This window comes from Marinitoga sp. 1135 (genome assembly GCF_013363245.1).
In the GTDB taxonomy this organism is placed as follows: domain Bacteria; phylum Thermotogota; class Thermotogae; order Petrotogales; family Petrotogaceae; genus Marinitoga; species Marinitoga piezophila.
Map to the genome: position 1 here is coordinate 32,886 of NZ_LBEZ01000018.1, position 25,716 is coordinate 58,601.

Here is a 25,716-nt window from a genome sequence, read left to right on the forward strand (position 1 = left end):
ACAATCCCTCCTGATTTTTATATTTTTATCTGGCGCCAGAAATTAATTTTTATTAATTATAAAGTCCTTTTACAAAATTGTTGAGAAAGTGATAAAGCATAGGTGAATATATTGATTTAGACTTTTTAAATGAATAATAATAAATTATTGCAGAGATAAAGACAAATGATTTCCCATCTAACAATGTATATTGTTCATGAACGACAGCAAAAATAAATGCTGAAATAAAACAAATTAACTTATTATTTTTAAATATAATTTCCAAAAAACTTATCACTATTAATCTATATAATATTTCTTCATATATAGGTGCCCAGGTTATACTCATTAAATCTATTGAAAAAAAAGCATTAAAATCAAAATTTTTAATCTTTATATATATTCCGAAAAGATAAAATATCAATATAAATAAAAGCAATTTATCTTTAAATATAATAGTAAAATTATTAAATTTAAAATAGAATTTTAACGTTTCATCGCCTTTTATTTCAATATAAACCGCTATAAGATATAAAAGAAACATTATAGCCCAAAAATATGAAATAGTAGAAGTGATTCCAACGTAAGCTATAGCAATAATGTGAAAAAATATTATTATTTTTATTCTAAATGACTGATTTTCCATATTATTTATCATAAATTTTCACATTTATAGTATTTTTATATTTTTTTTAATTATATCAAAAGAAAAAAAAGAAATCAATACAAATAAAAAATTTTACCTTATATTTCCAATATTTAAATTTATAATTAATATATCAACTGATTAAATAATAACAATATAATATGGATGCATCGCAACATTTATTGCAAAGAAATTAAAAGAAAAAATGGAAGAATAATATTATAGAAATAACAAAAAAAGACCCAAATAATGGGTCTTTTTTTGTTGGGGTGGCATGTGGGATTTGAACCCACGACATCCTGATCCACAGTCAGGCGTTCTACCACTGAACTAATGCCACCATCACTAAATAAAAAAAGGTGGCGCGCCCAGAGGGACTCGAACCCCCAACCCTTGGATTAGAAATCCAATGCTCTATCCTATTGAGCTATGGGCGCTGGAGCGGCCGACGAGACTCGAACTCGCAACCCCTGGCTTGGAAGGCCAGTGTTCTACCAATTGAACTACAGCCGCACAGAAAAACCGCCACCTTCTGGTCGGAGCGACTGGGATCGAACCAGCGACCTCCGGTTCCCAAGACCGGCGCGCTACCATCTGCGCTACGCTCCGCCACTTACCGTCTTCATTCGACGTCCGAGAATTATAATACCACAAAAATCAAATTCTGTCAAGTTAAAAATTATTTCAAGTTTTTTACAAGTTTATAGCTCATCGAGCTGTTTTACAATTTTTTGTAACACATCAGGTTCTTCATAAAAGGAAACTATCTCACCATCTGTTGTTTCGATAGTTAAACAGAATGTTTCAAGGTGCGGTTTATGAAGGGTTCTGAGCCTTCTGTTCGGCATAAATAAATCACGTATTTTTACGTAGTATAATTCTTGATTGCTTTTTATGTCATATAGATTATAACTTTTTATATCTGATTTATTTATAATGCGTTTATAATAATCGCCATTTGGCATTTGAACAGAAAAAGCGATTTTTCCATCTTTTATACCTAAAATGCTTCCTAATAACTTTCCAATTTCTTCTATTGAAGAAACTTCACCACGACCAAAAAATAAATGATAGAAATTCCAATCTTTTTCATTTTCACCGCTTTCTGATAAATATTCTTTTAAAATATCAATTTTTTTCTCATCATTTGCTGCAACAAGAAATATAATAGCTACTGTTATTAAATAAGCAAGTATAAATAAGTTAGTAAATCCAAATAACAATGCAATAGCTTCTGCTGCTATAATTGTTCCTGCTAAAAAGGAAAATACCTGTTTTCCCTGAAGTTTTAATATTCTATAGAATATTATAAAAAGTATTAATGAAACACCAAAAAAAGGCCATCCTTTAATAAAATATTGCAATAATGGTGTTAATCCAAATAATATTGCTAAAATACTATAATTCATTTTCATACCTCCTATTTTCCTACACAGAAATTTCCAAAAATATTATCAAGAAGTGTTTCTGTATAATCTTCGCCTGTTAATTCATTTAAAGATTCGATAGATTTTCTTACATCAAACATTATAGCATCATTGGTAAGACCTAAATGAATACCATTTAGAGCATTTTCAATAGAATCGATAGCTTTTTTAACAGCGTTTTTTTGTCTTTCGTTAGTGAGGGTATACTCTTTTGTAATTACCACATCTTTTAATTCGTTATAAATAAGATTTTCTAATTCCTGGATTTCACCATTTGCAGCGGAAATTTTCACTATTTTATATTCCTTCCATGGGATATCAATTTTATCGGTATTTTTTATATCTGATTTATTTATTACAATTACAATTTTTTTGTCTGTATATTTTTTTATTTTTTCAAAGATTTCAAGATCATAATCTTCAATTCCAGTGGAATTATCAAGAACAAATAATATCATTTTTGATTCCTCAATAGCTTTTAACGAACGTTCTACGCCTATTTTTTCTACAATATCTCCTGTTTCTCTAATTCCTGCTGTATCAATTACTTTTATATATATACCTCGAATGTTTAAATTTTCTTCTATAGTATCTCTGGTTGTTCCAGGAATATCAGTCACTATAGCTCTATCTTTTCTTAAAAGTGCATTTAAAAGTGTGGATTTTCCAGCATTTGGTTTTCCAACAATAGCCATTTTAATTCCTTCAACTGCTGCAATTCCGTTATCAGCATTTTCATATAGATAATTGAGTTTTTCTTTTACAGAATTAAGGGAATCCAAAAATTCAAAGTTGTCAACTTCAAAATCATCAGGATAATCCATTTCAACTTCAATTCTTGCCGCAATATTGTATAAGACGCTTTTTAATTCTTTTATATCTTTTGAAAGCTTTCCGTCTATTTGACTTGCTGCAGCTTTTAAGGAATATTCTGAGTTAGCGTGTATCATTTCATTTATAGCTTCAGCTTTTATAAGATCCATTTTTTTGTTCATTACAGCACGTTTAGAGAATTCGCCAGGCAAGGCTTCTCTTACACCTAAAGATAAGATTATATTTAATATTTTTTTTGTAAGGAGAATACCACCATGTCCAAATATTTCGAGCATATCTTCGCCTGTGTAGCTTTTTGGTCCCTTATGATATACCCACGTTACTTCATCAATTAATTCATTATTTTGTTTTAGAAAACTATAATACATATATTTGGGTTTTGGATTTTCCATATTAAATAGTTCTTTAATAACTTTAATAACTTTATCACCAGATAGTCTTATTACTGAAATTGCTCCAGTTCCTGGAGGCGAAGAAATTGCAGCAATAGTATCAAAAATCATATAACCACTCCTTGAAAAATTTCTGATTTATTATATCATATTAATGTAGTTTCTTTTTTTAATATTATAATTTTTTATTGTAAATATAGATTTACTGAAATTAAATCATCTTTTATATTAAAGTTATTTTAAAAGTAGAAAAATAATATTCTCTCAGACGACAAGAATTTCTGATCTTTGTTCTATAAAAAACACTCCTAAAAAGGTTCATTCAGGCGGTGAAATTTCTTATTCCTCACTCCAATATTGCTTGCCGCCGCCGCTCAGACATCGCCTCCTGCGCTGCTTCGCTAAAAATCACATCCGTGTGATTTTTACGGCTCACGCAATATCTCCGTTCGGGAAATTTCAAGCCTTCATTCACCTTTTTACTCGTGTTTTTTATGTTTAACTTATATAATAAAATATAATAAGAAATAAGAAAATAGAAATAATAATATGAGCGAAAACTTGAAAATTCCGAAGAGAAACAACTATGATTGAGAAAAATAAAAACGAACGAAAACTCGCAGGTTGCCCGAGAAAATCACGAATGGAGGCTGTCAAAAAAACAGGATGTTTTTTTGAGCGCAGCTTCTGCAGGGATGCAGAATCTAAGCGACAGCCGGGAATGAGTGATTTTCGAGGATTAGCAACCAAGTTGTTTGAGGGAGTTTTTATTTTTCTCAATCAACAACACAAAAGGACGAACATGGATGTGAGTCTGCAACAACCGGTGGGAACAAGAATTTTTGAGGATTAGTATCGAGCTCCAAGAGTAAATGTTTTTATAAAGTTTCCTAATAAATATTTTTTTACTTTAATTTCAGTAAATCTATATTATTGACAGAAAAAAGAATTTTTGATATAATTAGCTTAACGAAATATGGGGGTGGAATTATGTTAGAAGGGAAATTAGTGAAATTAAGAGCTTATTCAAAAAATGATTTAGAAAAGGTTCTTGAATATATTAATGATGAAGAAGTTAGAAAGAATTTAATGCCGGGGATTCCTTATCCTTTTAGAATGGAAGATGAAGAAAAGTGGTATGAAAAACTCAATCCTTTTGGTGGAGGAAAGTATGATTTTGCTATTGAATTAAAGAAAACCGGAGAATATATAGGTGGTTGTGGGGTAAATGAAATAGATTGGAAAAATTCTGTAGCTACTGTCGGAATTTTTATAGGGAAACCTTTTTTTAATAAGGGATACGGAACAGAAGCTATGAAGTTGCTTGTTGATTTTGTTTTTAAAGAAATGAATATAAATAAAGTGAAGTTGCATGTTTTTAGTTTTAATCAAAGAGCGATAAAATCATATGAAAAAGTTGGATTTAAAGTTGAAGGAATACTAAGAGAACAAATTTTTAGAGAAGGAAAATATCACGATGAAGTAATAATGGGGATATTGAGGAAAGAATGGAATAAATAAGGCGCTACCTTTAAGGTTGCGCCTTATTTATTGCGAATATAGTGCTTCCAGAGCCGCTCATTAAAGAAAATACAGATTTTTTTGACATATCATATTTTATTTTTTTTAGTTCAGGATATTTTTTAAATACAACCTGTTCAAAGATATTAAACGCATTTTCTCTGGCTAACATAAAATTTTTTTCTTTTAATGCTTCATAAAGCTTGTATGGATCTCCATATCTTTGTAATTCATTCCAGTTATTGTCTATTTCACCATACATTTCCGGTGTTGAAACATGTATTCCTGGAAAATTAAATTCAAAATTAAGGTTTAATGGATTAAGAAATGTAAGTTTATCCCCGATACCTTCAGCAATTGCTGTTCCACCAAATATTAAAAATGGAACATCACCACCAATTTTCGTACCGATTTCAATAATGTCTTTATCAGAAATATTATAATGTTCTTTTAAAAATTTTAATACAGCTGCAGCATCAGCACTTCCACCACCAATTCCGCCACCTTGAGGAAGTTTTTTTTGCAATTGAATTTTGAGATTAAATTTATATCCTGTGAGTTTTTTAAATGTATCAATAGCCTTTTTTATAATATTCTTTTCCCAGGGAAAATTCAATTCTGGTTCTGAGTGAAATTCTTCTTTTTCTGAAAATTCTATTTCAATTTCATCATATATTGGAATTGTCTGGAATAATGTGAGTATATCATGATATCCATCTGATCGTTTATTAACAACATCAAGATAGAGATTAACCTTGGCATATGCTTTAAATAGCATTAGATCACCTCTAAAGCTTTTAATGCTATTTCAGACCAACCTTCAAAATTTCCATCAAAATTCTTTAATTCCTTTTCTGATATCCAGGTTTCTTCAAAATTTTCTTTTTCTTTTATTTCAGCTTTTGTTATATATGCAATGAACAATATTCCAAGGTGAACTCTTGAAACTGATGTGGTATCATCAAGTATTAATCCCACGTATTTTAATGATTTGATCTTTTCAATATCTGTTTCTTCATCTAATTCCCTATTAAGGCCGTTATAAAATGTTTGTTCAGGGTTTTCAGATTCATCAACGGGATTTATATGACCGCCAATTCCCACACTATATAAATTATGCAATCTTTTTTCTGTTTGTTTTTTTGTTCTTTTTACAACAAGTATTTCATTATTTTCATTTTTTAAAACAACATATGGAATAATTTGTTTTTTCGATTCATCATTTTCAGCTATATCTCTATCTATAAAGTATGCATTTTTAAAGATTTTTTCAAGAATGGTTTGTTCAACTACTGCAAAACTGTTATCAAATTCAATATCGTTTAGGACTTCATTATCTATAACCCAGACTTTTTCTTTCATTCCACAACCTCCACAGTGATGTTTTGATTGGTGTAAATACATATTTCACCGGCAATTTTTAATGCTTCTGTAGCGATTTTTTCTGCATCGAGATCGGAATTTTTAAGTAAAGCTTTAGCTGCTGCAAGTGCATATGGTCCTCCTGAACCTATAGCCATAACGTTTTCTTCTGGTTCAATTACTTCACCATTTCCAGAAATTAATAAAAGATAGTTTTTATCAGCAACGAGTAACATAGCTTCTAATTTTCTTAGAATTTTATCAGTTCTCCAATCTTTTGATAATTCAACGGCAGCTTTTAAAAGATTTCCAGCGTTTGCTCTGTATTTTGCTTCAAAACGTTCAAATAAAGCTAATGCATCTGCAACAGAACCTGCAAACCCGGCAACAACCTTTCCTTCACCCAATCTTCTAACTTTTCTTGCAGTTCCTTTAAATATAGTATTTCCAAGAGTTATTTGTCCGTCTCCAGCAATTACTGTTTTTCCGTCTTTTTTTACTCCTACAATAGTTGTTCCTCTAAATTCCATACTTTCACCTCATTTTTCTATTATTTATTAATATACTCATTTTTAATTAATTCGTAAAGAATTTTGCTTATAATTTTATTAATCAACAATACAAATTATATCACAGGAGGGGTAAAGATTATGAAAAAAGTATTTTTATTTTTGGCTATGACAGTATTAATATTTAACGTGGCATTTTCAGCAAAAACTGTTTTTAACATGTCTGTTGTGTTTCCAACATTAAGGGATTTGGATGGAAGAATGGAAGGAATTTTGTCTTTTAAAAGTCCATCTGAAATAAAATATGGATTTGCTTCAGGTTTTTTTGTACCTTTTATAAAATACAATCTTTTTGATTTAAATGGTACATTTGATTTTGCAACTTCAATTAATACATTGAAATATAAAACAGAATTTTCTGTGATTTATACCTTTGGAAAAAGAGAAGCTTCAATGTTTATTGAACAACCTATTACTTCTGATCTGGAATATTCCACAAAATATGGAATTAGATTTTTTGTAGAAGGGCTCAATGGAAATGTGATTATATCAACAACATTAAAGGATATTTTTGTTGGTTTTACGTATTGAGGTGTAATTAATGTATAAAATTCTTGTAGTTGAAGACGATAAAAGTATTTCAAGGTTGTTAGAACTTGAATTGAAACATGAAGGATATATTGTAGAAGTTGCTTTTACAGGAAAAGAGGGGCTTGAAAAGTACGAGGAATTCAAGCCCGATGTTATTATACTTGATTTAATGCTTCCTGAAATAGATGGTATTGAAGTTGCTGACTCAATTAGAAATTATGATCATAATGTTGGAATAATTATGCTAACTGCAAAAAGCGATCTGCCTTCGAAAATTGAAGGATTAAAAACAGGTGCAGATGATTACATGGTAAAGCCTTTTGAAATAGAAGAGCTGGTTGCACGAATAGAAGCATTATTAAGAAGGCTGGGAAAACATGAAAGTATGAAGGTTGGGAATATAGAAATGGATCTTGAAAAAATGGAAGTGAAGGTTAATGAAAAAGTTGTAAACTTAACACTTACTGAATTCAATCTATTAAAGTATTTTATGCAGAATAAAAATGTGGTAATATCAAAAGAAAAATTACTTGAAGAAATATGGGGATATGATGATCTTGAAAATATAAATCTGGTAGAGGTATATATTAATTATTTAAGAAAAAAGCTTGGAAAAGAAGGAAAAAAAATAAAGACAGTACGAGGTGTTGGTTACGTATTTAAAGAGGATTGATAATAAAAAAAGTGTGGTCTGGAGCCTTACATTTATATATACAGGAATTATGATAGTGGTTTTACTTGCTATCATATTTTCTCTTCGATATTTTGTTGAAAAATCATCTGTGAAAACTTATGCCATTTATTTAAAACAGCAGGTTGAACGTTTTTCAGACACGCCTCAACACTTTATGGGAAGAATGATGTCAAGACCTTCGCTTTTAAAGGATGCTGAAAGATTGAAAGCAAGCTTGTTGGCTAATAAGGTTGTTATCCTGGATGGCATTATTGTAAATGACCCATATGGAATAGTAGATGAAAAATTATTTAATATGAAAGAAAAATATGCTGTATATGAAAAAGATGATATCTATTATATTTTTATAAAAACAAAAATTTTTGATAATTCAGATTTGATTATAGGTGGGCCATCCCTTGAATATACAGCATTATTGAAAACATTTAATTCTATGGCGCTTAATTTAAGTTTTTTGAGTATTTTAATATCGCTATTAGTATCGTATTACTTTGCTAAACGTTCTCTTAAACCGTTATTGATTATTTCTGAAGAAATAGCGGAGATTAATGTTGAAAATTTAAATAAACGAATGCCAGAGCAAAATTATTATGAATTTGACAAGTTGACTCAGAATATTAATTTAATGCTTGAAAAAATAGATGAAGGTTATAAGTTGCAGAAACAGTTTGTATCTGATGTATCTCATGAATTAAGAACGCCGCTTACATCTATTATTGGATATATAAAATTAATAGAACGTTGGGGAAAAGAGGATAAACAAATTTTTGAGGAATCACTTGAAAATATAAAAAACTCTGCAGAGTATTTAAAAGATATGGTTGAAAATTTATTATTGCTTACTAAAAATGAAGAAGATATAGTTTTTGAAGAATTAAATGTAAAGGATGTAGTAGAAAAGATTATAAATATATATAAAAACGAGGATATAAATATACATTATGAATTAAAGGATTTATATGTAAAGACAAATAGTAATTACCTTGGAATTATAATAAAAGTTATTCTTGAAAATGCTATAAAATACACAAAGCAAAATAATAAAAACAATGTATATATAAAAATGTATAATTCTACAATTGAAATTATAGATGAAGGGCCTGGAATTCCTGAAGATGAGATTAATAGGATTTTTGAGAGATTTTATAAATCTGAAAAATCAAGAACAGGTAAAGGATTTGGGCTTGGATTATCAATAGCAAAGAAATTAAGTGAAAAATTAGGATTAAAAATAGAGGTTAACAGCATTCTGGGTAAAGGAAGTTCATTTAAGATTAAATTTTCTTGAAAATTTTGTTTTTTTATTTTTTTGTTGTATAATGATATTAAGAGGTGAAAATATGAGAAGTATGACAGGTTATGGAAGAATAGAGAAAAATATAGGTAATTATAGTTATACTGTTGAAATAAAATCTTTAAATGGAAAGCATCTAAATATTAAAACAAATCTCCCCTGGATATATTCTTCACTGGAATTAAAAGTAAATGATCTTCTAAAAAAGAATTTTAAAAGAGGATCATTAAGTGTATATATTGATATTAGACTTCTTCAACCCAAAAGTATTATAAAAATAGATAAACCATTAGCAAAATCTTACTACGATGCATTAAATGAACTTGCACAATATCTCCACCTTAGTGATAGTCCATCTCTTGATTTACTGGTAAAATTTAAAGAAATAATGAGGTATTCAATTGATGAAGAAGAATTATTGGTAATATGGGAAGGTCTTGAAGAGGCTGTTAATATTGCTATAGATAAGGTTATAAGTGTTCAGGAGTCTGAAGGTGAAAAGATTAAAGGGGTTATTCTTGAATATGTAGAAGAAATAGAAAAATTAACTACATTAATAGAAGAAAAAAGTGGAGAAATGAAGGAATATTATAAAAATAAATTAAAAGAATCATTAAAAGACCTGGATTTAAATATTGAATACAATAAAGAAAGATTGGAATATGAAATAGCCTTAATTCTTGAAAGAGGAGATATTACAGAAGAAATCGATAGATTAAAAATGCATACCAAGAAATTTAAGGAAGTTGTAAATTCTGAAAAAGAATCAATAGGCCAGAATCTTGATTTTCTTGCCCAGGAAATGCATAGAGAATTTAATACAATAGCTTCTAAATCAAAATTAAAAGAAATTACAGCTTTTTCGCTTGATGGAAGGCTATATGTAAATAAGATAAAAGAGCAGGTTCAAAATATACATTGATATAAAACAAAATATTCGGAGGTGTGTGTATGTACGGATTAATTAATATTGGTTTTGGTAATGTTGTAATTGGTGATAGAGTTATCGCTATTGTTAACCCAGAATCTTCACCATTAAAAAGATTAAAGGATATTGCAAAAGAAGAAGGAAAATTAATTGACGCAACATATGGAAGAAAAACAAGAGCTATTGTAATTACTGATAGTAACCATATCATATTAAGTGCTATACAACCTGAAACAATTAGTGGAAGATTTATGCAGAATTTTTATGATGTTGAAAGTGCTCTTGAAAAAATCAGGAGAGAGGTTTATTCTAAATGACAAAAGGAATACTTTATGTCGTTAGTGGGCCAAGTGGAGTAGGTAAATCTTCAATTATAAAAGAAGCAATGAAAAGACTTAAGGGATTTACTTTTTCCATTTCATATACAACAAGAAAACCTCGTCCTGGCGAAGTAAATGGAAAGGATTATTTCTTTGTAGATGAAAAAACATTTGATGAAATGGTAAAAAATAACGAATTTCTTGAATATGCCGAAGTGCATGGTCATAAATATGGAACATCAAAAAGTTTTATAAAAGAAAAAATCAATGAAGGTTTCAGTATAGTCCTGGATATTGATGTTCAGGGTGCATTAAATGTGGTAAAACAAATGAGAAAAGAAACAGTTCTTATATTTATTGCACCACCATCATATTCTGAATTAAAAAAGCGTCTTTTAAATCGAGGAACAGAAAAGATGGAAGATCTTAAAAGACGTCTTGAAGATGCAAAATGGGAATTATCTAAAATAAATGAATTTGATTATCTAATAGTAAATGAGGATTTAAACGAATCAATCAACCAATTAATTTCAATATTTATAGCTGAACAAATAAAGACTGAAAGGGTTACCGAACATCTTGGTAATTATTCATTCTTTAAATTTGAGGAGGAATGAGTATGTCAATGGATTTTAACTATGATAAAATAATGGAAAAAGTTGGGTTCAAATATGTTGTGCCAATTATGGTTGCAAAAAGAGTACAGATATTAAAAGATGAAGGTTTTGATGCGACATCAAAACCACTTGTAGAGACTTCTGACAATAACCTTGTTACCATAGCTTTTAAAGAAATTGAGAAAGGACATGTAAGATTAAAAAACAAAGATAGACTTTCTGACTTAAAACCAGAGGTGAAATAGTGAAAAAAACTTTACTATTTACTTTTTTAATCATTGCATTTATAGCAAGTGCTATTAATTTTGATATAGGTATGTCTATATTAACAGGGAAAGATAATTGGAATATGGGATTGCGTCTGGGATTAGACGAAAATAACTTTGAATTTTTAACAGATATTTCATATGTAAATGAGCCGGAATTATCTTTTATAACATTAATAGATGTAAGTACTTCTATTCTTAAAATAAGCGATACCAGTAATATAAATTTTGGTGTTGCATGGTTTAATGATAGAATTACAAAAGATGCAACAGAAAATAGAAGTATTTATCTTTTATATTCAGGATTGAAATTAAATATGGAAAATATAAGTTTAAAAGCAGGGTTTGGTTATCCGCTTTCACAGGAAACATATTCCACTAATTTAAGCGATTATATGTTTTTTAAGATAACTTATATAGTTCCACCACCAGAAGATTTCATAGATGATTTAAAACTTGAATTTAGATTTTTAAATGGAAGAAAGGATTTTTCAATATATTTTTCGGAGCCAATACAATGAAAAAAGGATATATTCTTCTTGAAAGTGTAATATCTTTGATGATACTATCAATAATATCAGCAATTGTCCTTGCAATTAGTGCAAGGACAATTGTTATGTATAAAGAGATTTTATATAAAGATTTTAAAAGACTTAATGCAGAAAATTCAATTTTATCATTGTTTAAATTATTAAAATACGATATAAAACCTGAAACAATAGAATTTAAAGAATACAGTCTTACTAAACAAATGATATTTTTAAATAATGAAGATAAACCAGTAATAATAGAAAAATATGGAAATGATTTAAGTGTGGTGTATATCAATGAAGCCGGTCAAAAAACGAGAGATTATTTATATAGAAGTGTAAATATGTCAGATTTAAACTATCAAAACAAAATAATGAAATTTAGATTTGATAATTATGAATTAAATATATATTCTGAGGAGTGGTAAAATGGCAAATCCAATAATTGAGGCATACAAATTATTACAGGAAAAAATAAGAATTGAAAACATGAGAACATATCTTGAATTGCTTGAATCAAAGGTTTCCACAGTTAAAGCAAAATCAATACAGGAACTTTCTAAACAAAAGGTTGAAGTAACTCATATAGAGGAAATGTTAAAAGACCATAATGCAAATGTACGTCTTTCTGCGTTAAAATATCTGGAAAAAATGGGGAAATTAAGATGCGACTTATTAGAAGAATTGTTTACAGATATTTCTCCGGTAATAAGAAAAGAAAGTGTAAAATTATATTTAGCTCTTGGATGTGAGAACTTTGAAAAAATATATCCTCTTTCAAAAGATCCGGATTTCAAGGTTAGATTTCAATTGGTTAATTCATTTATAGAGTTCTATCCAGAAGATATAGAAAAAATAAAACCTTATTTTAAAGATGAACCTAATGCGCAAATAAAAGTATTGTTGGATTATAGCGATTCAATAAACGATAGCCTATTATCAGAAGAAATATCCATGACATTAAAAAAGTTATTGTTAAAACGATTTTTTGAAGCGAATGACTCTGTTACTGTATATAATGCATTAGGTGAGGCGTATTTAAATGCATCAAAAGAGATAAAATTATTGATAATAAAATATATGTCTGCATTGCCGTGTGAAATATCGAAGAATTTCTTTACAAAGAATATTGAAGAAGAAAAAGATATAGATTTATTATATGAATTGGTTAATAAAGGTAAGAAAATATGCGGAAATGATATAGTAGAAGATTGGGTAATAGACGAATTTATAAAATCAGAAATTCCTAAAATTAAGAATTTTGGATTTAAACTTGCAGCAGATAAGGATGATATGAATTATGTAGATTATGCAAGGGAAATATTGGATACCGTAGAAGATGAATTTTTGAGCGGTGCGGTAAGTTATCTTTTACATTTTCTTGATTATACATTACTTGATAAAATTCCAGAGTTTTTAGAATCACTTTCAGTAAAGAGAAAAGGTTATGCATTGCAAATAATAAGAAAATTAAAGGCAGAACAATTTTTAATGGAAGTTTCTAAAATCGCAGAAAATAAATCATATCCAGTTAATTTAAGGAAAAATGCCATAAATATATTAAAAATATTAAAAGCAAACAATTTCTGGGAAACACCATATAATATTTTAAAAGATGAAAATGAAAATGGTGCTTTAAAATTAGCAGCATTAACAACACTTTTAAAATTAAATCCAGAGGTTGTTCCAAGTGTTCTTGAATGAGATATTTCCAAATAAATGTATTTCCTGCGGGAAAAAAATACCTTTCTATGAATTTCTTTGTATTGAATGCAAAGAAAAGTTATTTGATCCTTCAATAACAGTATTAAATAACACAATTATATACCATTCCTCGTTTTATGAGGAAACAATGAAAAGAATAGTACAGGAATTCAAATTTCGTGAAAAAATACATTATGCTGATTTTCTTTCAAAAATGCTATTAAAAACATATAAATATTTTAAAATAGATTTTTCAAATGAACCAGAAATATTATATATTCCGTCAATAAAACGTCATTATAAAATAAGGGGATATAATCCTGTAAAGGAAATTGCAAAGAATTTTTCTAAATATACAGGCTTTAAAATAAATCATGCAATTTCAGTAAAAAAAGGGTATAATAAATCCCAGGTAGAAGCTAATACGATTGAAGAAAGAAAAAAGCAAATAAAAGGAAAATTCGTATTGGTCAGTGAGTTAGAAAAAAAAGATTATATACTAATTGATGATGTTTATACGACAGGTGCTACAATAGAAGAGGTATTAAATATACTAAAAGGTAAAATTACTGTTATAACTCTTTGCAAAAATGTAAAGAAATGAATTTGTTCATAATGTTGAAAATCTGGTTATTACAAATAATTAAATATAGTTATAAGAAAAATTTTTAAATATGCTCTTGTTTGCTAAAAAAAAATATATGATAGAATTTAAATGACAAAATTCTATCGGAGGTCATAGAAATGATAATAGACAAAAAACTATCCATGTTGCTTGAAAATGATGAGCCCAGCATTCAAGAGTTAAGAAATATTGCCAAAAATATGGGCATTAAATTAAAAAGATCAATGAGAAAAAAAGATATTATAAAAGTTATAAAAAACAAGCTATTACAATTGAAGGAAGAAGGATTAATTACAGATCCAACGGTTATGAACAGTTTTACAACGAAGTCAATTAATAGAAATTCTATACTTAAATATGGGAAGAAATTAAATAAAAATATTCTTGTTATTACAAGTGTAAATGCAAATTGGGTTCATGCATTTTGGGAATTTTCAAATGAAATAATAGAAAAATTAAATAAAATTTCTGAAAGTACAAAACTTATAATGAGATTTTATGATATAACAGGAATAGAAATGGATATAGATGTACCTCATAGAACATATGAATATCCAAATGATTTAAAAGAATATACAAACTACTATTTTTATTTACCAGTTCCTAACAAAGAATACATTGCAGAATTAGGGTATTTTACACAGGAAAAAGAATTTATAGCGATAATTAGAAGTAATAGAGTGAAGATGCCATCTGATAAGCCAAATTTTTCAGAATCAGTATATATGTATAATTTAAAAACTGGTAAAAAAAGAAAAATAAAGCATAAAAAAGAATTTAATATAATTGAAAAAATTTCCGGAGTCTCTAATGGAAATATGATATTTTCTCAATTGGGAGATAAACCCCCTATATCAGGTGGAGGATCATTTATCTGGAACTTATATTCTTTAAATAGGGGGATAAAGAAATGAAAAAAGGAAATATATTATTTGTTTTACATTCACATCTTCCATATGTAAGACATCCGGATTATGAAGAGTTTATGGAAGAGAGATGGCTTTTTGAGGCTATAACAGAAACATATGTGCCATTAATTCAGATGTTTAAAAAGCTTGAACATAGAGGAATAGAATTTAAATTAACAATGAGTTTTTCGCCTACATTAATTGAAATGTTGAGTAGCATTGATTTACAGGAAAAGTATGTTCGTTATTTAAAAAAGATTATAAAACTTGCAGAAAATGAATATATAAAAACAAAAGATGAAGAGATACAAAAACATAAAATGGCAGACTATTATCTAAATAGGTTTAAAGAAATTCTTGTTATATTTGAAAGAGAATATGAGAAAAATATTCTTGAAGCATTTAAAGAATATGCAGAAAAAGGTTATCTCGAATTAATTACCACAGCAGCAACTCATGCGGTTCTTCCAATATATCAGGAATATCCTGATATAGTTAAAATGCAGGTAAAATATGGTCTTGAAACATTTAAAAAAGCATTTGGATATTATCCAAAAGGTTTCTGGCTTCCTGAATTAGCTTATTATGAAGGACTTGATGCAATATTAAAGGAATTTGGAATAGAATATACAATACTTGAAAGAGAAGCTCTGATACACGGTGAAAGTTATCCACTGTATAATGTATATAATCCAATAATGACACATGAAGGATTATTTGTATTTGGAAGAGATAAAGAAAATAATTTTGAGATTTTTGATCCGGAATATGGATATACATCGGATCCAAGATATAGAGAATTTTATAGAGATATAGGATTTGATAGGGAATATGAGTATATAAAAGATTATATTGATAAAAGTGGAGTAAGATGCAACACAGGAATAAAATATCATAAAATAACAGGAAAGGAAAAAGAATTATTCGAAAAAGGATTATATGATATAGATGAAGCATATAGCGTTGTAAAAGAACATGCAAAAGATTTCGTTGAAAAAAGGAAAAAACAGTTAAAAAAGCTATCTAACGAATATCCAGAAATAGAACCAACAATGGTTTATGCATTTAATACAGATTTTTTTGGGCATTGGTGGTATGAAGGAATTATTTTTTTACAAAAAGTTTTTGAAAATCTTGATGCAGTAGAAAACTTAAATGCAAAAACGCCAATGGAAATTTTAAATGATATAGAAGAAATTCAAATGCTTTCACCTTCAAAATCAACGTGGGGAATAAACGGATATTTTGAAGAGTGGATAAATGGCAATAATGATTGGATATATCCGGCAATATATGAAATGGTTGAAGTTTTGAAAAAGAAAATTAACAATAAATTTACAGAGCAGGAAAAACGTGTTTTGCAACAAATGATAACAGAGCTAATGCTTACGCAATCAAGTGATTGGGCGTTTATTATAAGTTCAGGGACGACAGTAGAATATGCCGTTAACAGAATCAAAACACACGTGAAACGTTTTTTTGAACTTAATGAAATGCTTGACAGTGGAAAAATTGAAAAAAATAAGTTAAAATATTATATGTGGGTAGATAAGATTTTTGAGAACATTGATTATAGTAAAATAATGTGATCAATTTTGAAAGGAGGGCATAAAGTGCCAGAAAAATACTTTGAAATCAGATGGCATGGAAGAGCTGGTCAGGGTGCAAAAAGTGCTTCTCAGTTTTTAACAGAAGCTGCAGTAGAAGCAGGAAAATACTCAACAGCATTCCCAGAATACGGTGCAGAAAGATCAGGAGCACCAATGAAAGCATTTAACAGAATTGCTGATGTTCCAATTAGAATAAGAAGCGGTATTGAAAATCCAGATGTTGTTGTTGTATTCGATGATACTATGTTAGGATTGCCAGATATTACAGCTGGTCTCGGTGAAGATAAGATTATGTTGGTTAACACAGTTATGTCACCAGAAGAAGTAAGAGAAAAAACAGGATTCAAGGGAAAAATATATACAATTCCAGCAACAGATATAGCATTAGAAGAAATAAAAAGAGGTATTCCAAATACAGTTATGATTGGAGCTCTTGTTAAATTGACAAATGTTGTTCCAATGGAAGTTGTAAAGGAAAAGGTTAGAAAAACATTTGAAAAGAAATTCTCCGAAGAAGTAGTTCAAGCAAACTTAAGAGCTGTTGACCGCGGTTATCAGGAGGTGAAAGGCGATGCCTAAATACGATAGCTGGAAAGAAATGCCAATTGCTGGTGTAATAGATAAACCAGCAACAGCAAGAGAATACAATACAGGTACATGGAGAGTAATGAGACCAATTGTAGATAAAGATGCATGTATAAATTGTATGCAATGTTGGTTATACTGTCCAGACATGGCAATAGATGGAAAAGTAAAAGAAGATGGAAAAACAGAAATGATAGGCTTCAACTACACATATTGTAAAGGTTGTGGAACATGTGCAGAAGTATGTCCTGTAAATGCAATTACAATGAAGCCTGAAACGGAATTTTTAAAATAAGGAGGTTGAATATAGATGCCTAAAACATTAGCAATTACTGGTGCAGCTGCAGTTGCTCATGCAATGAGACAGATAAATCCAGATGTTGTAGCTGCATATCCAATAACCCCACAGACTCCAATAGTTGAATATTTTGCACAATTTGTTGCAGATGGAGCTGTTGATACAGTAATGGTACCTGTTGAATCAGAACACTCAGCAATGAGTGCTGTTGTTGGTTCAGCTGCAGCAGGTGCAAGAACAATGACAGCAACAGCAGCAAACGGTTTAGCATTAATGTTTGAAATTGTATATATAGCAGCATCAATGAGATTACCAATTGTAATGCCAATAGTTAACAGGGCTTTATCAGGTCCTATTAATATACACGGAGATCATTCAGATGCTTACGCTGTAAGAGATGCTGGATGGATTCAGTTATTCTCAGAAAATTCACAGGAAGCATATGATATGACAATTATTGCTACAAAATTAGCAGAAAGAGAAGAAGTATTAACACCTGCAATGGTTAACCTTGATGGTTTCATTACATCACATGGTGTTGAAGGTGTAGAAATTTTAGATGACGAAGTTGTAAGAGACTTTGTTGGAATTTGGGAACCAAAATATCCATTATTAGATATTGATAACCCAATTACACATGGGCCATTAGACTTATTTGATTACTATTTCGAACATCATAGACAACAACAAGAAGGTTTAAAAAATGCTTACAAAGCATTACCTGAAGTATTTGCAGAATATGAAAAGATTTCAGGAAGAAAATATGACTTCTTAGATTTATATAGAATGGAAGATGCTGAATACGTAATGGTTGTTATGAATTCAGCTGCATCAACAGCTAAATATGTTGTTGATGAATTAAGAGAAAAAGGAATAAAAGCTGGATTAGTAAAACCATGGGTATTCACACCATTCCCAAAGAAAGAAATTTTAGAAGCTCTTGATGGTAGAAAAGCAGTTATGGTACTTGATAGAGCTATGTCATTTGGTAAAGAAGCACCATTATATTCATTGATAAAATCAGCATTATATGAAGCAAAGGAAAAACCAATGATAGGTTCATATGTATATGGTTTAGGTGGAAGAGATGTAACACCACACATGTTACACATTCCATTCGAAGACGCAATGAAAGGCGACCTTGATCCAAACGAAGAAAGATATCTCGGTTTAAAAGAATAATGGAGGTGAATAATAGTGCCTGTAAATTTAAAGCAATTAATTAATTTGGTAGATAAAGAAGATTGGCCATTTACACAGGGACATAGATTATGTCCAGGATGTAACGCACCAATGGTAGCAAAATGGGCAACAATGACAGCAAAAGCTTTAGGATATGAACCAGTAGTAGGTGCAGCTACAGGATGTTTAGAAGTTTCATCAACAATATATCCATTTACATCATGGAATATTCCATACATCCATAACGCATTTGAAAATGTAGCAGCAACAATTTCTGGTGCAGAAGCTGCATATAGATCATTAAAAAACAGAGGAAGATTAAAGACAGATAAACCAATAAAGTTTATAGCATTTGGTGGAGACGGTGGAACATACGATATAGGTCTTCAATCATTATCAGGTGCAATTGAAAGAGGACATGATTTCTTATACATCCTTTATGATAATGAAGGTTATATGAACACAGGTAACCAGAGATCAGGATCAACACCTCCAGGTGCAGACGCAACAACAGAACCTGTTGGTAAAGTTAAAAACGGTAAAGTACAATTTAAGAAAAACATTGTTGAAATAATTGGTGCTCATGAAAACGTATATGCTGCAACAGCTTCAACTTCAGATCCATTTGATTTTATGGCAAAAGTTGAAAAAGGTTTAAAACACGAAGGTCCAGCATTTATTGCAGTATTGGCACCATGTGTAAGATTCTGGAGAATTCCTGAAAGTGATGGTCCAAAAATTACAAAATTAGCAGTAGAAACAAAATACTGGCCATTATACGAAATTGATAGAGGAGTATATAAAATTACAAGAAAACCAAGAAACTTCAAACCAATTGAAGAATATATCAGATCAATTGGAAGATTTAGAAAAGCATTACAACATCCTGAATATCAGGATATGATCGCAGAAATGCAAAAATATGTAGATACAAGATGGGAAAGATTATTAAAACTTGAAGAAGTTACAAAAGATATGTACTTAAGATAATAAAACTTAAAAACCGGGGCTTGCCCCCGGTTTTTAGGCTATAATAACAACACTAAAAATGCAGTAACAGAGGGGGTTATTAGATGAGAGATTGGTTTGTCAAATGGGAAAAGGTTATAGTTATAATAATCGTTGTATTATTTACAGCAGGTATAGTATGGTGGTCTGTTGCAGCATATATGGGGGCATCAAAACAGAATGCAGCAGCAAATGCTAAACCATCTAAAGATAATGCTGTAGCAGTGTTAACAAAAGATGGAACTGAACTTGATTATCCTTATTGGATTATGAATAATGAAGTAAGTGATGAAGTTTCACAGATGAGACAACAATATGCGGCATATGGTCAAAAAATTGATCCTGTATTTGATGAATTAGCATTAAATTACAATGCTGTAAAACAATTATTCGATATAAAGGTAATAGAATATTATGCTGATCAAAATGGATTAACACCATCAGATAAAGAACTTGAAAAAGCGTTTAACAAATATATAGATGATCAAATTGCAAAATTAAAAGAAAATGAGGATACATGGAAGAAATATTTAGATTATTATAAAAGTGAAGATAATCTTAGAAATTTAATTAAATCAAACTATAAAAATATGTATAGAATCCAGTTAATTATCGATAAAGTAAAAGATCATGTATCAGCAGTTTCAAAAGATGAAGGGTTAAAATATCTAAAAGATAATTTTGACGATTTAAAAAAGAAATACGAAGAAGTAAAAGCTCAACATATTCTTGTTAGTGATGAAGCTACAGCATTAAAGATTAAGAAAATGATAGAAGACAAAGAAATTACATTTGAAGATGCAGCAGCAAAATATTCAAAAGACACATCAAATGCAACAAGTGGCGGAGAATTAGGTTGGTTCAAACATGGAGCAATGGTAAAAGAATTTGAAGATGCATCATTTAACGCAACAGTAGGAGATTTAGTAGGACCTGTAAAAACAAATTATGGATATCATATTATAAGAGTACAGGATAAAAAAATCTTTAATAAACCAGAAGATATAATGGATAAATATCCAGAAATATATTCTGAAATAGAAAAAACACTTAAAAACGATAAATTTATAGAATGGTTGAAAAACTATAAAGAAAGCGAAAAATTGGCTTTATCATATCTCGAGGAAGATTTAAAATTATATGATGAATATACAAAACTTTCACAGGATAAAGATGAAAATAAAATAAAAGAATTTATTTCAGAGATGGAAAATTATGTATTTGATGATAAAGGTGAATTGGCAATAAACGTATCAGTTAATGAAATGGCTATATACGTTTATGCAACTGGATTATTAAAAGATATATACGAAACAAGGTTGGATAAATTTACAAAATACTTAACCTTAAAAGATTCAGTTGATCCGGAAATAATAAAACTCAGCCATGATGAAATTACAAAGAAAATAGAAGAATTAACAGCTAAAATGAAAAATGTATCAGGTGAAGAATATACAAAATTATTAAAAGAAAGATTTAAATATGAAGATGCAAAAGATTTTCTTGAATTAAAGGCAGAATTAAAAGATTATACTGATGAAGAAATAGCAAATGGAAAAGTAGAACTACAAAAAGAATTAGATAATTTAAAAGCAAAAAGGATAAAAGTATTAGATGAATTATTTGCAGAATATCCAAGCTCAACAAAAACAGTTGATTTCTATTATAAAGAAGAACCACAAAATCCAGAAGTTGCTTTAAAATATTCAGAAAATAAATTTAACATGTATAAACAATACTTACAGTATATAGATGCAAATTCAATGTTCCAGTATTTTGGTCAGCAGCTTAGAGAAATTAGTTTCAATTTAAATAGAGTTGCATTCTCTAAAGCATCGACAGATACAAGATTAGAAGCACTTGAAACATTATTAGATTTCACAGATACATTTAGTCCAGATCCATTCACAAAATTGGGATACCTGGAAGAAATCAAAAAACTTGATCCAAAATATCCTGGAATAGACAAAATGATTGAAGAAACAGAAAAAGAATATGAAGCAACGAAAAATGCAACATCAACTAATAAATAAGAAAATCAGAGAGCATCTAAAGCTCTCTGATTTTTTTATTATTTATAAACCTTTTTGCATATTTTAAAGCTTCATTTGCATTTTTGGCATAAAATACACCGAACTTTGAAGCAAGTTCTTTGTTCATAGAAGCCCCACCAGCAATTATAGGTATTTCAACACCATTTTCCAGTAATAAATCTTTAACCTCCTTTATTTTTCCAACTGTTGTTGTCATCATTGCAGAAAGTCCTAAAAGATCTGGCTTTAATTCTTTTACCTTTTCTAAAATAATCTTTCCTGGAATATCCTTTCCTATATCTATTACTTCATATCCTGAGCTTTTTAATACTGTAGCTACTATCTTTTTACCAATATCATGAACATCACCTTCAACAGTAGCTACAAGAATTGTACCCTTTGATGAACTTTCTTCTTTTTTAAGCATATTATTTAGATATTCAAAAATAGGAGTTACCGTTTCAGCAGCTAAAATTAATTGTGGCAAATAAATTTCTCCTTTTGAATATAATTCACCGATATATTCCATTGTTTTGGCAAGAATGTTTTGACTCACCTGAAGAGGGGTATAATCTTTAAGCAACAAATTAATCTTTTCCTTTAATTCCCTGGATTTTTTCTTTAATATTAAGTCAGCTAATTCATCTCCTGTTGAGGTAGATGTATCTCTTGAAACTTCCATTCCATGCAATATCAATGAACCAAAAACAATATTCATGGTGCTGCTTTCTTTTGAGTTAAGTATTGCTCCACTAAGACCATTGTGTATTGCAAGGGATAAAAACGAAGCATTAATGCCTTCTCTGCTTGGAAGTCCAAAACTTAAGTTTGATAATCCTATAGATGTTTTAATACCTTTTTCTGAAAGTAATTTTATAGTTTCAAGAGTAACAAAAGGATCTTTTTTTGCTCCAACTGGCAATACCAATGGATCAACAAAGATTCTATCTTTTGAAATACCATTTTCTTCAAGGTATTTAATGCCTTTCATAGCAATTTCAAATCTTTCCTGAGCAGTTTCTGGTATTTTATTTTTCATTGTAAGCAAAATCAGCATTCCGCCGTATCTTTTTAACCATCTTATAGCTGTATCCAATTTTTCTTTCTCAACAGTTGAAGAATTTATTAAAGGTCTTCCAACATACTCCTTTAAAGCAACTTCCATAAATTCGGGTTGTTGTATGTCCAGAGATAAAGGAATTGAACCTATTTTATCAAGAATTATTATACTTTTTTCAAAATGTTTTTTATCAAGCAATTTTTCAATACCAAGATTTATATCTAATACATGTGAACCTTCTTTTTCCTGAGCTGTTGCAAGATTTACCATTCTATCAAAATTATATTCCCTTATAGCATTTTGGAAATTTTTCTTTCCTGAAGCATTTATCCTTTCGCCTATTATAAGAAATGGTTCTGTTTCTCTTAATATAGTTCTACTTGAGAGAAACTGTTTTTTTATAGTCTCTCTTTTTCTAACTCTTGTCTTGCCAATAAATTCTCTCATAAGTTTGATATGTTCTGGGCCTGTGCCACAACAACCGCCAATAATATTTGCACCAAGATGAACAAAATCTTCCATATATACAGAAAATTTTTCAGGTGTTGTATTGTAAATTACACTTCCGTCTGGCTGAAGTTTAGGTTTTCCAGCATTTGGTTCAACGCTTATGGGCTTTTTTGAGTATTTTGAAAGTGTTTGAAATACCTTAATCATTTCTTCAGGAGTTAAAGTACAATTCATTCCTATAACGTCTACATCAAGATCATTAAATAATGTGGCAAATATTTCAACACTTGTTCCTGTTACTGTTCGTCCATTTTCTTCAAATGTAAGATGTGCAATTATAGGAATATTATTATCCAGATCCCTTAATGCTAAAAATGCAGCTTTTAATTCTTTTAAATCAGACATTGTTTCTATTATAAAACCGTCAATACCTGCGTTTAAGAGAATTTCTCCCTGCTCCTTAAATACCTCATATGCTTCATCAAATGATAATTCGCCGAGGGGAGTTAATAATATTCCTGTTGAGGATATATCTCCAAGAATTTTTACGTTAGAATTTTTAGCAGCATCTTTCGCTATTTTTACAGCATGAAAATTAATATCTTTAATATTCTCTTTAACCTTTAATGATTGCATTTTTAATCTATTTGCACTAAAAGTATTTGTTAATAAAAAATCAACACCAGCATTTACATAAGCTTTTTGTAATGTGTATACTGCATCTGGATTTGTTATATTCAACAATTCAATAGGCATTCTACCTCTAATACCCATTTTGAAAAATTCTGTGCCATAAGCACCATCTAAAAAAAGAACTCTTTGATTTAACAATTCAGAAAATTCTTTTCTATTCATCTTATCACCAGCCTATTAAACAGGTTGTTGTTTTTCCTGGAATCATTATACCACTTTCACGAACCATAATTTTATCTGTTAAATTTAGCATTTCAACTATAATTTTATTTACTCTAATATCGATATCCCCATATCCAGGTGAAAAACGCATAGTACCTTTTCCATATTTAGTTCGTAATTTTTGGTCAAATGTATTATTTAATTTTTCAAGAGCTTCAGAAGCCCATGCGTCAAGTAACGTTCCTTCAAGAACTTTATTTCTTTCCATTAAGCTTTCAATTTCTTTATCAATTCTCTCACCTAATGTTGAAAGAAATATAGATAATTTTTTTGAACCAACGAACTTTGAAGGAATTATTTCTTTGGGAACTTTATTTATTTCATATAGATTATGCCACAATTGTGGACTTGCAAGTTCAAGACCTTTAAGATATATTTCGGTAGCAATTTTATTTAAATTTTCATCATCAATAATTTTTTTATATATACTTCCAGCACGCGCCAGATATATTTGTTTTGAAGGCATGTATTCGCTTTTTTGTGGAATATATTCTTCTATTTCAGAAAAATTCATCGTATCACCTCTACTAATAAATAATAAAATCAATGCTTGTATTAAAGTTTTTATTTATTATAGCATATATATTTTTAAAGATAAAATAACGTATTGTGAGTTATATAAAAACTATTTATTTATTTTGAGATGATATGATATAATTTAATAGAAGTATAAGGTAATTACTACTCTTAGAAGAGGATTTGGAGGTTTTAATGAGAATATTTGAATACGAAAATATAAATGAAATGAGTTTTGAAACTGCAAAAACTGTTTTTAACTTTTATGATTATTATATAAGAAAACAGGGGTATTTTTCTCTGGTCTTAGCGGGGGGCAATACTCCAAAATTACTGTATCAAATTCTGGCATCTGAATATAATTTAAAAATAAACTGGAATGATGTATATATATTTTTTGGTGATGAAAGATATGTGGATAAAGAAAATGAATATAGCAATTATAAAATGGCTTTTGAAACGTTGATTTCAAAAATAGATATTCCCCCAAAAAATATTTTTAGAATAAGAACAGAAATCGAACCTATTGAAAAATGTGTAGAAGATTATGAAAACCAAATATTGAAATTTTTTGAGAAGAAAGATAAAGATGTTTCATTTGATTTAATTCTTTTGGGAATGGGGAATGATGGACATGTTGCCTCAATTTTTCCAGATATTGAAATTTCAAATAATAAGTATATTGATTATGTTATACCAAAAAATGCAAATCCATTAGTTCCAAGAATAACCTTTACATATAATACTATAAATAATAGTAAAAACGTTGTTTTTTTAATTTCTGGAAAAGAAAAAATAAAAGTATTAAATGAAGTTTTTAGAGGGAAAGAATATCCGGTGGGAAATATAAAACCACGTGAGAATTTGATATATTTTATATCTAAGTAATCTTTATTAGTGATTTGAAGGTGT

The 25,716-nt window shown here is 29.2% G+C and carries 28 protein-coding genes and 4 tRNA genes; 20 read left to right on the plus strand and 12 right to left on the minus strand.

Annotation, left to right across the window (positions count from 1 at the left end; translation table 11 throughout):
* Positions 1-52 precede the first annotated feature (52 nt).
* From XO10_RS07645 to mnmE, 7 genes are all read right to left on the minus strand, one after another.
* Positions 53-637, minus strand: coding sequence for a CPBP family intramembrane glutamic endopeptidase (locus tag XO10_RS07645; protein WP_175421365.1), 585 nt, complete (start codon positions 635-637; stop codon positions 53-55).
* Between the two features lie 253 nt (positions 638-890).
* Positions 891-965: transfer RNA gene (locus XO10_RS07650), tRNA-His, on the minus strand.
* Between the two features lie 20 nt (positions 966-985).
* Positions 986-1,062: transfer RNA gene (locus XO10_RS07655), tRNA-Arg, on the minus strand.
* Positions 1,063-1,138: transfer RNA gene (locus tag XO10_RS07660), tRNA-Gly, on the minus strand. It abuts the tRNA gene before it with no gap.
* A 20-nt stretch (positions 1,139-1,158) separates the two neighbouring features.
* A tRNA-Pro gene (locus XO10_RS07665) sits at positions 1,159-1,234 on the minus strand.
* 92 nt (positions 1,235-1,326) lie between these two features.
* Positions 1,327-2,034, minus strand: coding sequence for a hypothetical protein (locus XO10_RS07670; RefSeq protein ID WP_175421366.1), 708 nt, complete (start codon positions 2,032-2,034; stop codon positions 1,327-1,329).
* Positions 2,035-2,045: 11 nt separating this feature from the next.
* Positions 2,046-3,389: a tRNA uridine-5-carboxymethylaminomethyl(34) synthesis GTPase MnmE gene (gene mnmE, locus XO10_RS07675; RefSeq protein ID WP_175421367.1), complete on the minus strand. Its 1,344-nt coding sequence runs from the start codon at positions 3,387-3,389 to the stop codon at positions 2,046-2,048.
* An 879-nt stretch (positions 3,390-4,268) separates the two neighbouring features.
* Between mnmE and XO10_RS07680 the strand changes: the two genes are divergently transcribed.
* Complete coding sequence (locus XO10_RS07680; RefSeq protein ID WP_014297008.1) at positions 4,269-4,799, plus strand: GNAT family N-acetyltransferase; 531 nt, start codon at positions 4,269-4,271, stop codon at positions 4,797-4,799.
* Between the two features lie 10 nt (positions 4,800-4,809).
* Here XO10_RS07680 and ispE read toward each other — a convergent pair whose 3' ends face one another.
* From ispE to hslV, 3 genes are read right to left on the minus strand one after another with little or no spacing between them, the layout of a single operon-like run.
* A complete protein-coding gene (ispE, locus tag XO10_RS07685) occupies positions 4,810-5,577 on the minus strand; it encodes a 4-(cytidine 5'-diphospho)-2-C-methyl-D-erythritol kinase (RefSeq protein WP_014297009.1) in 768 nt (255 codons plus the stop codon).
* Positions 5,577-6,161: an NUDIX domain-containing protein gene (locus tag XO10_RS07690; RefSeq protein ID WP_175418448.1), complete on the minus strand. Its 585-nt coding sequence runs from the start codon at positions 6,159-6,161 to the stop codon at positions 5,577-5,579. Before XO10_RS07690 ends, ispE begins: the two co-directional genes overlap by 1 nt.
* On the minus strand, positions 6,158-6,691 hold the full coding sequence (hslV, locus tag XO10_RS07695) for an ATP-dependent protease subunit HslV (protein WP_014297011.1): 534 nt from the start codon (positions 6,689-6,691) through the stop codon (positions 6,158-6,160). The genes XO10_RS07690 and hslV overlap by 4 nt, the downstream gene beginning before the upstream one ends.
* A gap of 120 nt (positions 6,692-6,811) precedes the next feature.
* Between hslV and XO10_RS07700 the strand changes: the two genes are divergently transcribed.
* The 18 genes from XO10_RS07700 to XO10_RS07785 all read left to right on the plus strand — a co-directional run bounded on the left by XO10_RS07700 (position 6,812) and on the right by XO10_RS07785 (position 21,863).
* A complete protein-coding gene (locus XO10_RS07700; protein WP_175421368.1) occupies positions 6,812-7,261 on the plus strand; it encodes a hypothetical protein in 450 nt (149 codons plus the stop codon).
* A gap of 10 nt (positions 7,262-7,271) precedes the next feature.
* Positions 7,272-7,934, plus strand: a complete 663-nt coding sequence (locus XO10_RS07705) for a response regulator transcription factor (protein WP_014297013.1) — start codon at positions 7,272-7,274, stop codon at positions 7,932-7,934.
* Complete coding sequence (locus tag XO10_RS07710) at positions 7,909-9,243, plus strand: cell wall metabolism sensor histidine kinase WalK (RefSeq protein WP_175418449.1); 1,335 nt, start codon at positions 7,909-7,911, stop codon at positions 9,241-9,243. The genes XO10_RS07705 and XO10_RS07710 overlap by 26 nt, the downstream gene beginning before the upstream one ends.
* Before the next feature lie 52 nt (positions 9,244-9,295).
* On the plus strand, positions 9,296-10,171 hold the full coding sequence (locus tag XO10_RS07715) for a YicC/YloC family endoribonuclease (RefSeq protein WP_014297015.1): 876 nt from the start codon (positions 9,296-9,298) through the stop codon (positions 10,169-10,171).
* Between the two features lie 29 nt (positions 10,172-10,200).
* Positions 10,201-10,494 (plus strand): DUF370 domain-containing protein, encoded by a 294-nt coding sequence (locus XO10_RS07720; RefSeq protein ID WP_014297016.1) that lies wholly within the window; start codon positions 10,201-10,203, stop codon positions 10,492-10,494.
* The gene (gene gmk / locus XO10_RS07725) at positions 10,491-11,114 is read left to right on the plus strand and encodes a guanylate kinase (RefSeq protein ID WP_014297017.1); all 624 of its coding nucleotides are present in this window, start codon (positions 10,491-10,493) and stop codon (positions 11,112-11,114) included. Before XO10_RS07720 ends, gmk begins: the two co-directional genes overlap by 4 nt.
* Positions 11,115-11,116: 2 nt before the next feature.
* Positions 11,117-11,359: a DNA-directed RNA polymerase subunit omega gene (locus tag XO10_RS07730; RefSeq protein ID WP_014297018.1), complete on the plus strand. Its 243-nt coding sequence runs from the start codon at positions 11,117-11,119 to the stop codon at positions 11,357-11,359.
* Complete coding sequence (locus tag XO10_RS07735) at positions 11,359-11,901, plus strand: hypothetical protein (RefSeq protein WP_014297019.1); 543 nt, start codon at positions 11,359-11,361, stop codon at positions 11,899-11,901. The genes XO10_RS07730 and XO10_RS07735 overlap by 1 nt, the downstream gene beginning before the upstream one ends.
* Entirely contained in the window at positions 11,898-12,338 is a 441-nt protein-coding gene (locus XO10_RS07740; protein ID WP_014297020.1) for a type II secretion system protein, read from the plus strand. Before XO10_RS07735 ends, XO10_RS07740 begins: the two co-directional genes overlap by 4 nt.
* Position 12,339: 1 nt before the next feature.
* Positions 12,340-13,614 carry a HEAT repeat domain-containing protein gene (locus XO10_RS07745; protein WP_014297021.1) on the plus strand — a complete coding sequence of 425 codons (1,275 nt, stop codon included), beginning with the start codon at positions 12,340-12,342 and terminating at the stop codon, positions 13,612-13,614.
* Between the two features lie 148 nt (positions 13,615-13,762).
* Entirely contained in the window at positions 13,763-14,218 is a 456-nt protein-coding gene (locus XO10_RS07750) for a ComF family protein (RefSeq protein ID WP_148265163.1), read from the plus strand.
* Positions 14,219-14,358: 140 nt separating this feature from the next.
* Positions 14,359-15,153, plus strand: coding sequence for a DUF4912 domain-containing protein (locus tag XO10_RS07755; protein WP_175421369.1), 795 nt, complete (start codon positions 14,359-14,361; stop codon positions 15,151-15,153).
* Positions 15,150-16,736, plus strand: a complete 1,587-nt coding sequence (locus XO10_RS07760) for a glycoside hydrolase family 57 protein (RefSeq protein WP_014297024.1) — start codon at positions 15,150-15,152, stop codon at positions 16,734-16,736. The genes XO10_RS07755 and XO10_RS07760 overlap by 4 nt, the downstream gene beginning before the upstream one ends.
* A gap of 24 nt (positions 16,737-16,760) precedes the next feature.
* On the plus strand, positions 16,761-17,336 hold the full coding sequence (locus tag XO10_RS07765; RefSeq protein ID WP_014297025.1) for a 2-oxoacid:acceptor oxidoreductase family protein: 576 nt from the start codon (positions 16,761-16,763) through the stop codon (positions 17,334-17,336).
* Complete coding sequence (locus tag XO10_RS07770) at positions 17,329-17,637, plus strand: 4Fe-4S binding protein (protein WP_014297026.1); 309 nt, start codon at positions 17,329-17,331, stop codon at positions 17,635-17,637. The genes XO10_RS07765 and XO10_RS07770 overlap by 8 nt, the downstream gene beginning before the upstream one ends.
* 15 nt (positions 17,638-17,652) lie before the next feature.
* Positions 17,653-18,822, plus strand: coding sequence for a 2-ketoisovalerate ferredoxin oxidoreductase subunit alpha (gene porA / locus XO10_RS07775; RefSeq protein WP_014297027.1), 1,170 nt, complete (start codon positions 17,653-17,655; stop codon positions 18,820-18,822).
* A gap of 15 nt (positions 18,823-18,837) precedes the next feature.
* Complete coding sequence (locus XO10_RS07780; protein WP_014297028.1) at positions 18,838-19,812, plus strand: thiamine pyrophosphate-dependent enzyme; 975 nt, start codon at positions 18,838-18,840, stop codon at positions 19,810-19,812.
* 83 nt (positions 19,813-19,895) lie between these two features.
* The gene (locus XO10_RS07785) at positions 19,896-21,863 is read left to right on the plus strand and encodes a peptidylprolyl isomerase (protein ID WP_014297029.1); all 1,968 of its coding nucleotides are present in this window, start codon (positions 19,896-19,898) and stop codon (positions 21,861-21,863) included.
* A 16-nt stretch (positions 21,864-21,879) separates the two neighbouring features.
* On the opposite strand, the gene XO10_RS07790 is transcribed toward XO10_RS07785, so the two are convergent.
* Positions 21,880-24,228, minus strand: coding sequence for a homocysteine S-methyltransferase family protein (locus XO10_RS07790; protein ID WP_175421370.1), 2,349 nt, complete (start codon positions 24,226-24,228; stop codon positions 21,880-21,882).
* A 4-nt stretch (positions 24,229-24,232) separates the two neighbouring features.
* Positions 24,233-24,802, minus strand: a complete 570-nt coding sequence (locus XO10_RS07795) for a methionine synthase (protein ID WP_175418452.1) — start codon at positions 24,800-24,802, stop codon at positions 24,233-24,235.
* Between the two features lie 197 nt (positions 24,803-24,999).
* Between XO10_RS07795 and pgl the strand changes: the two genes are divergently transcribed.
* Positions 25,000-25,692: a 6-phosphogluconolactonase gene (gene pgl, locus XO10_RS07800; protein ID WP_014297032.1), complete on the plus strand. Its 693-nt coding sequence runs from the start codon at positions 25,000-25,002 to the stop codon at positions 25,690-25,692.
* Positions 25,693-25,716 lie beyond the last annotated feature (24 nt).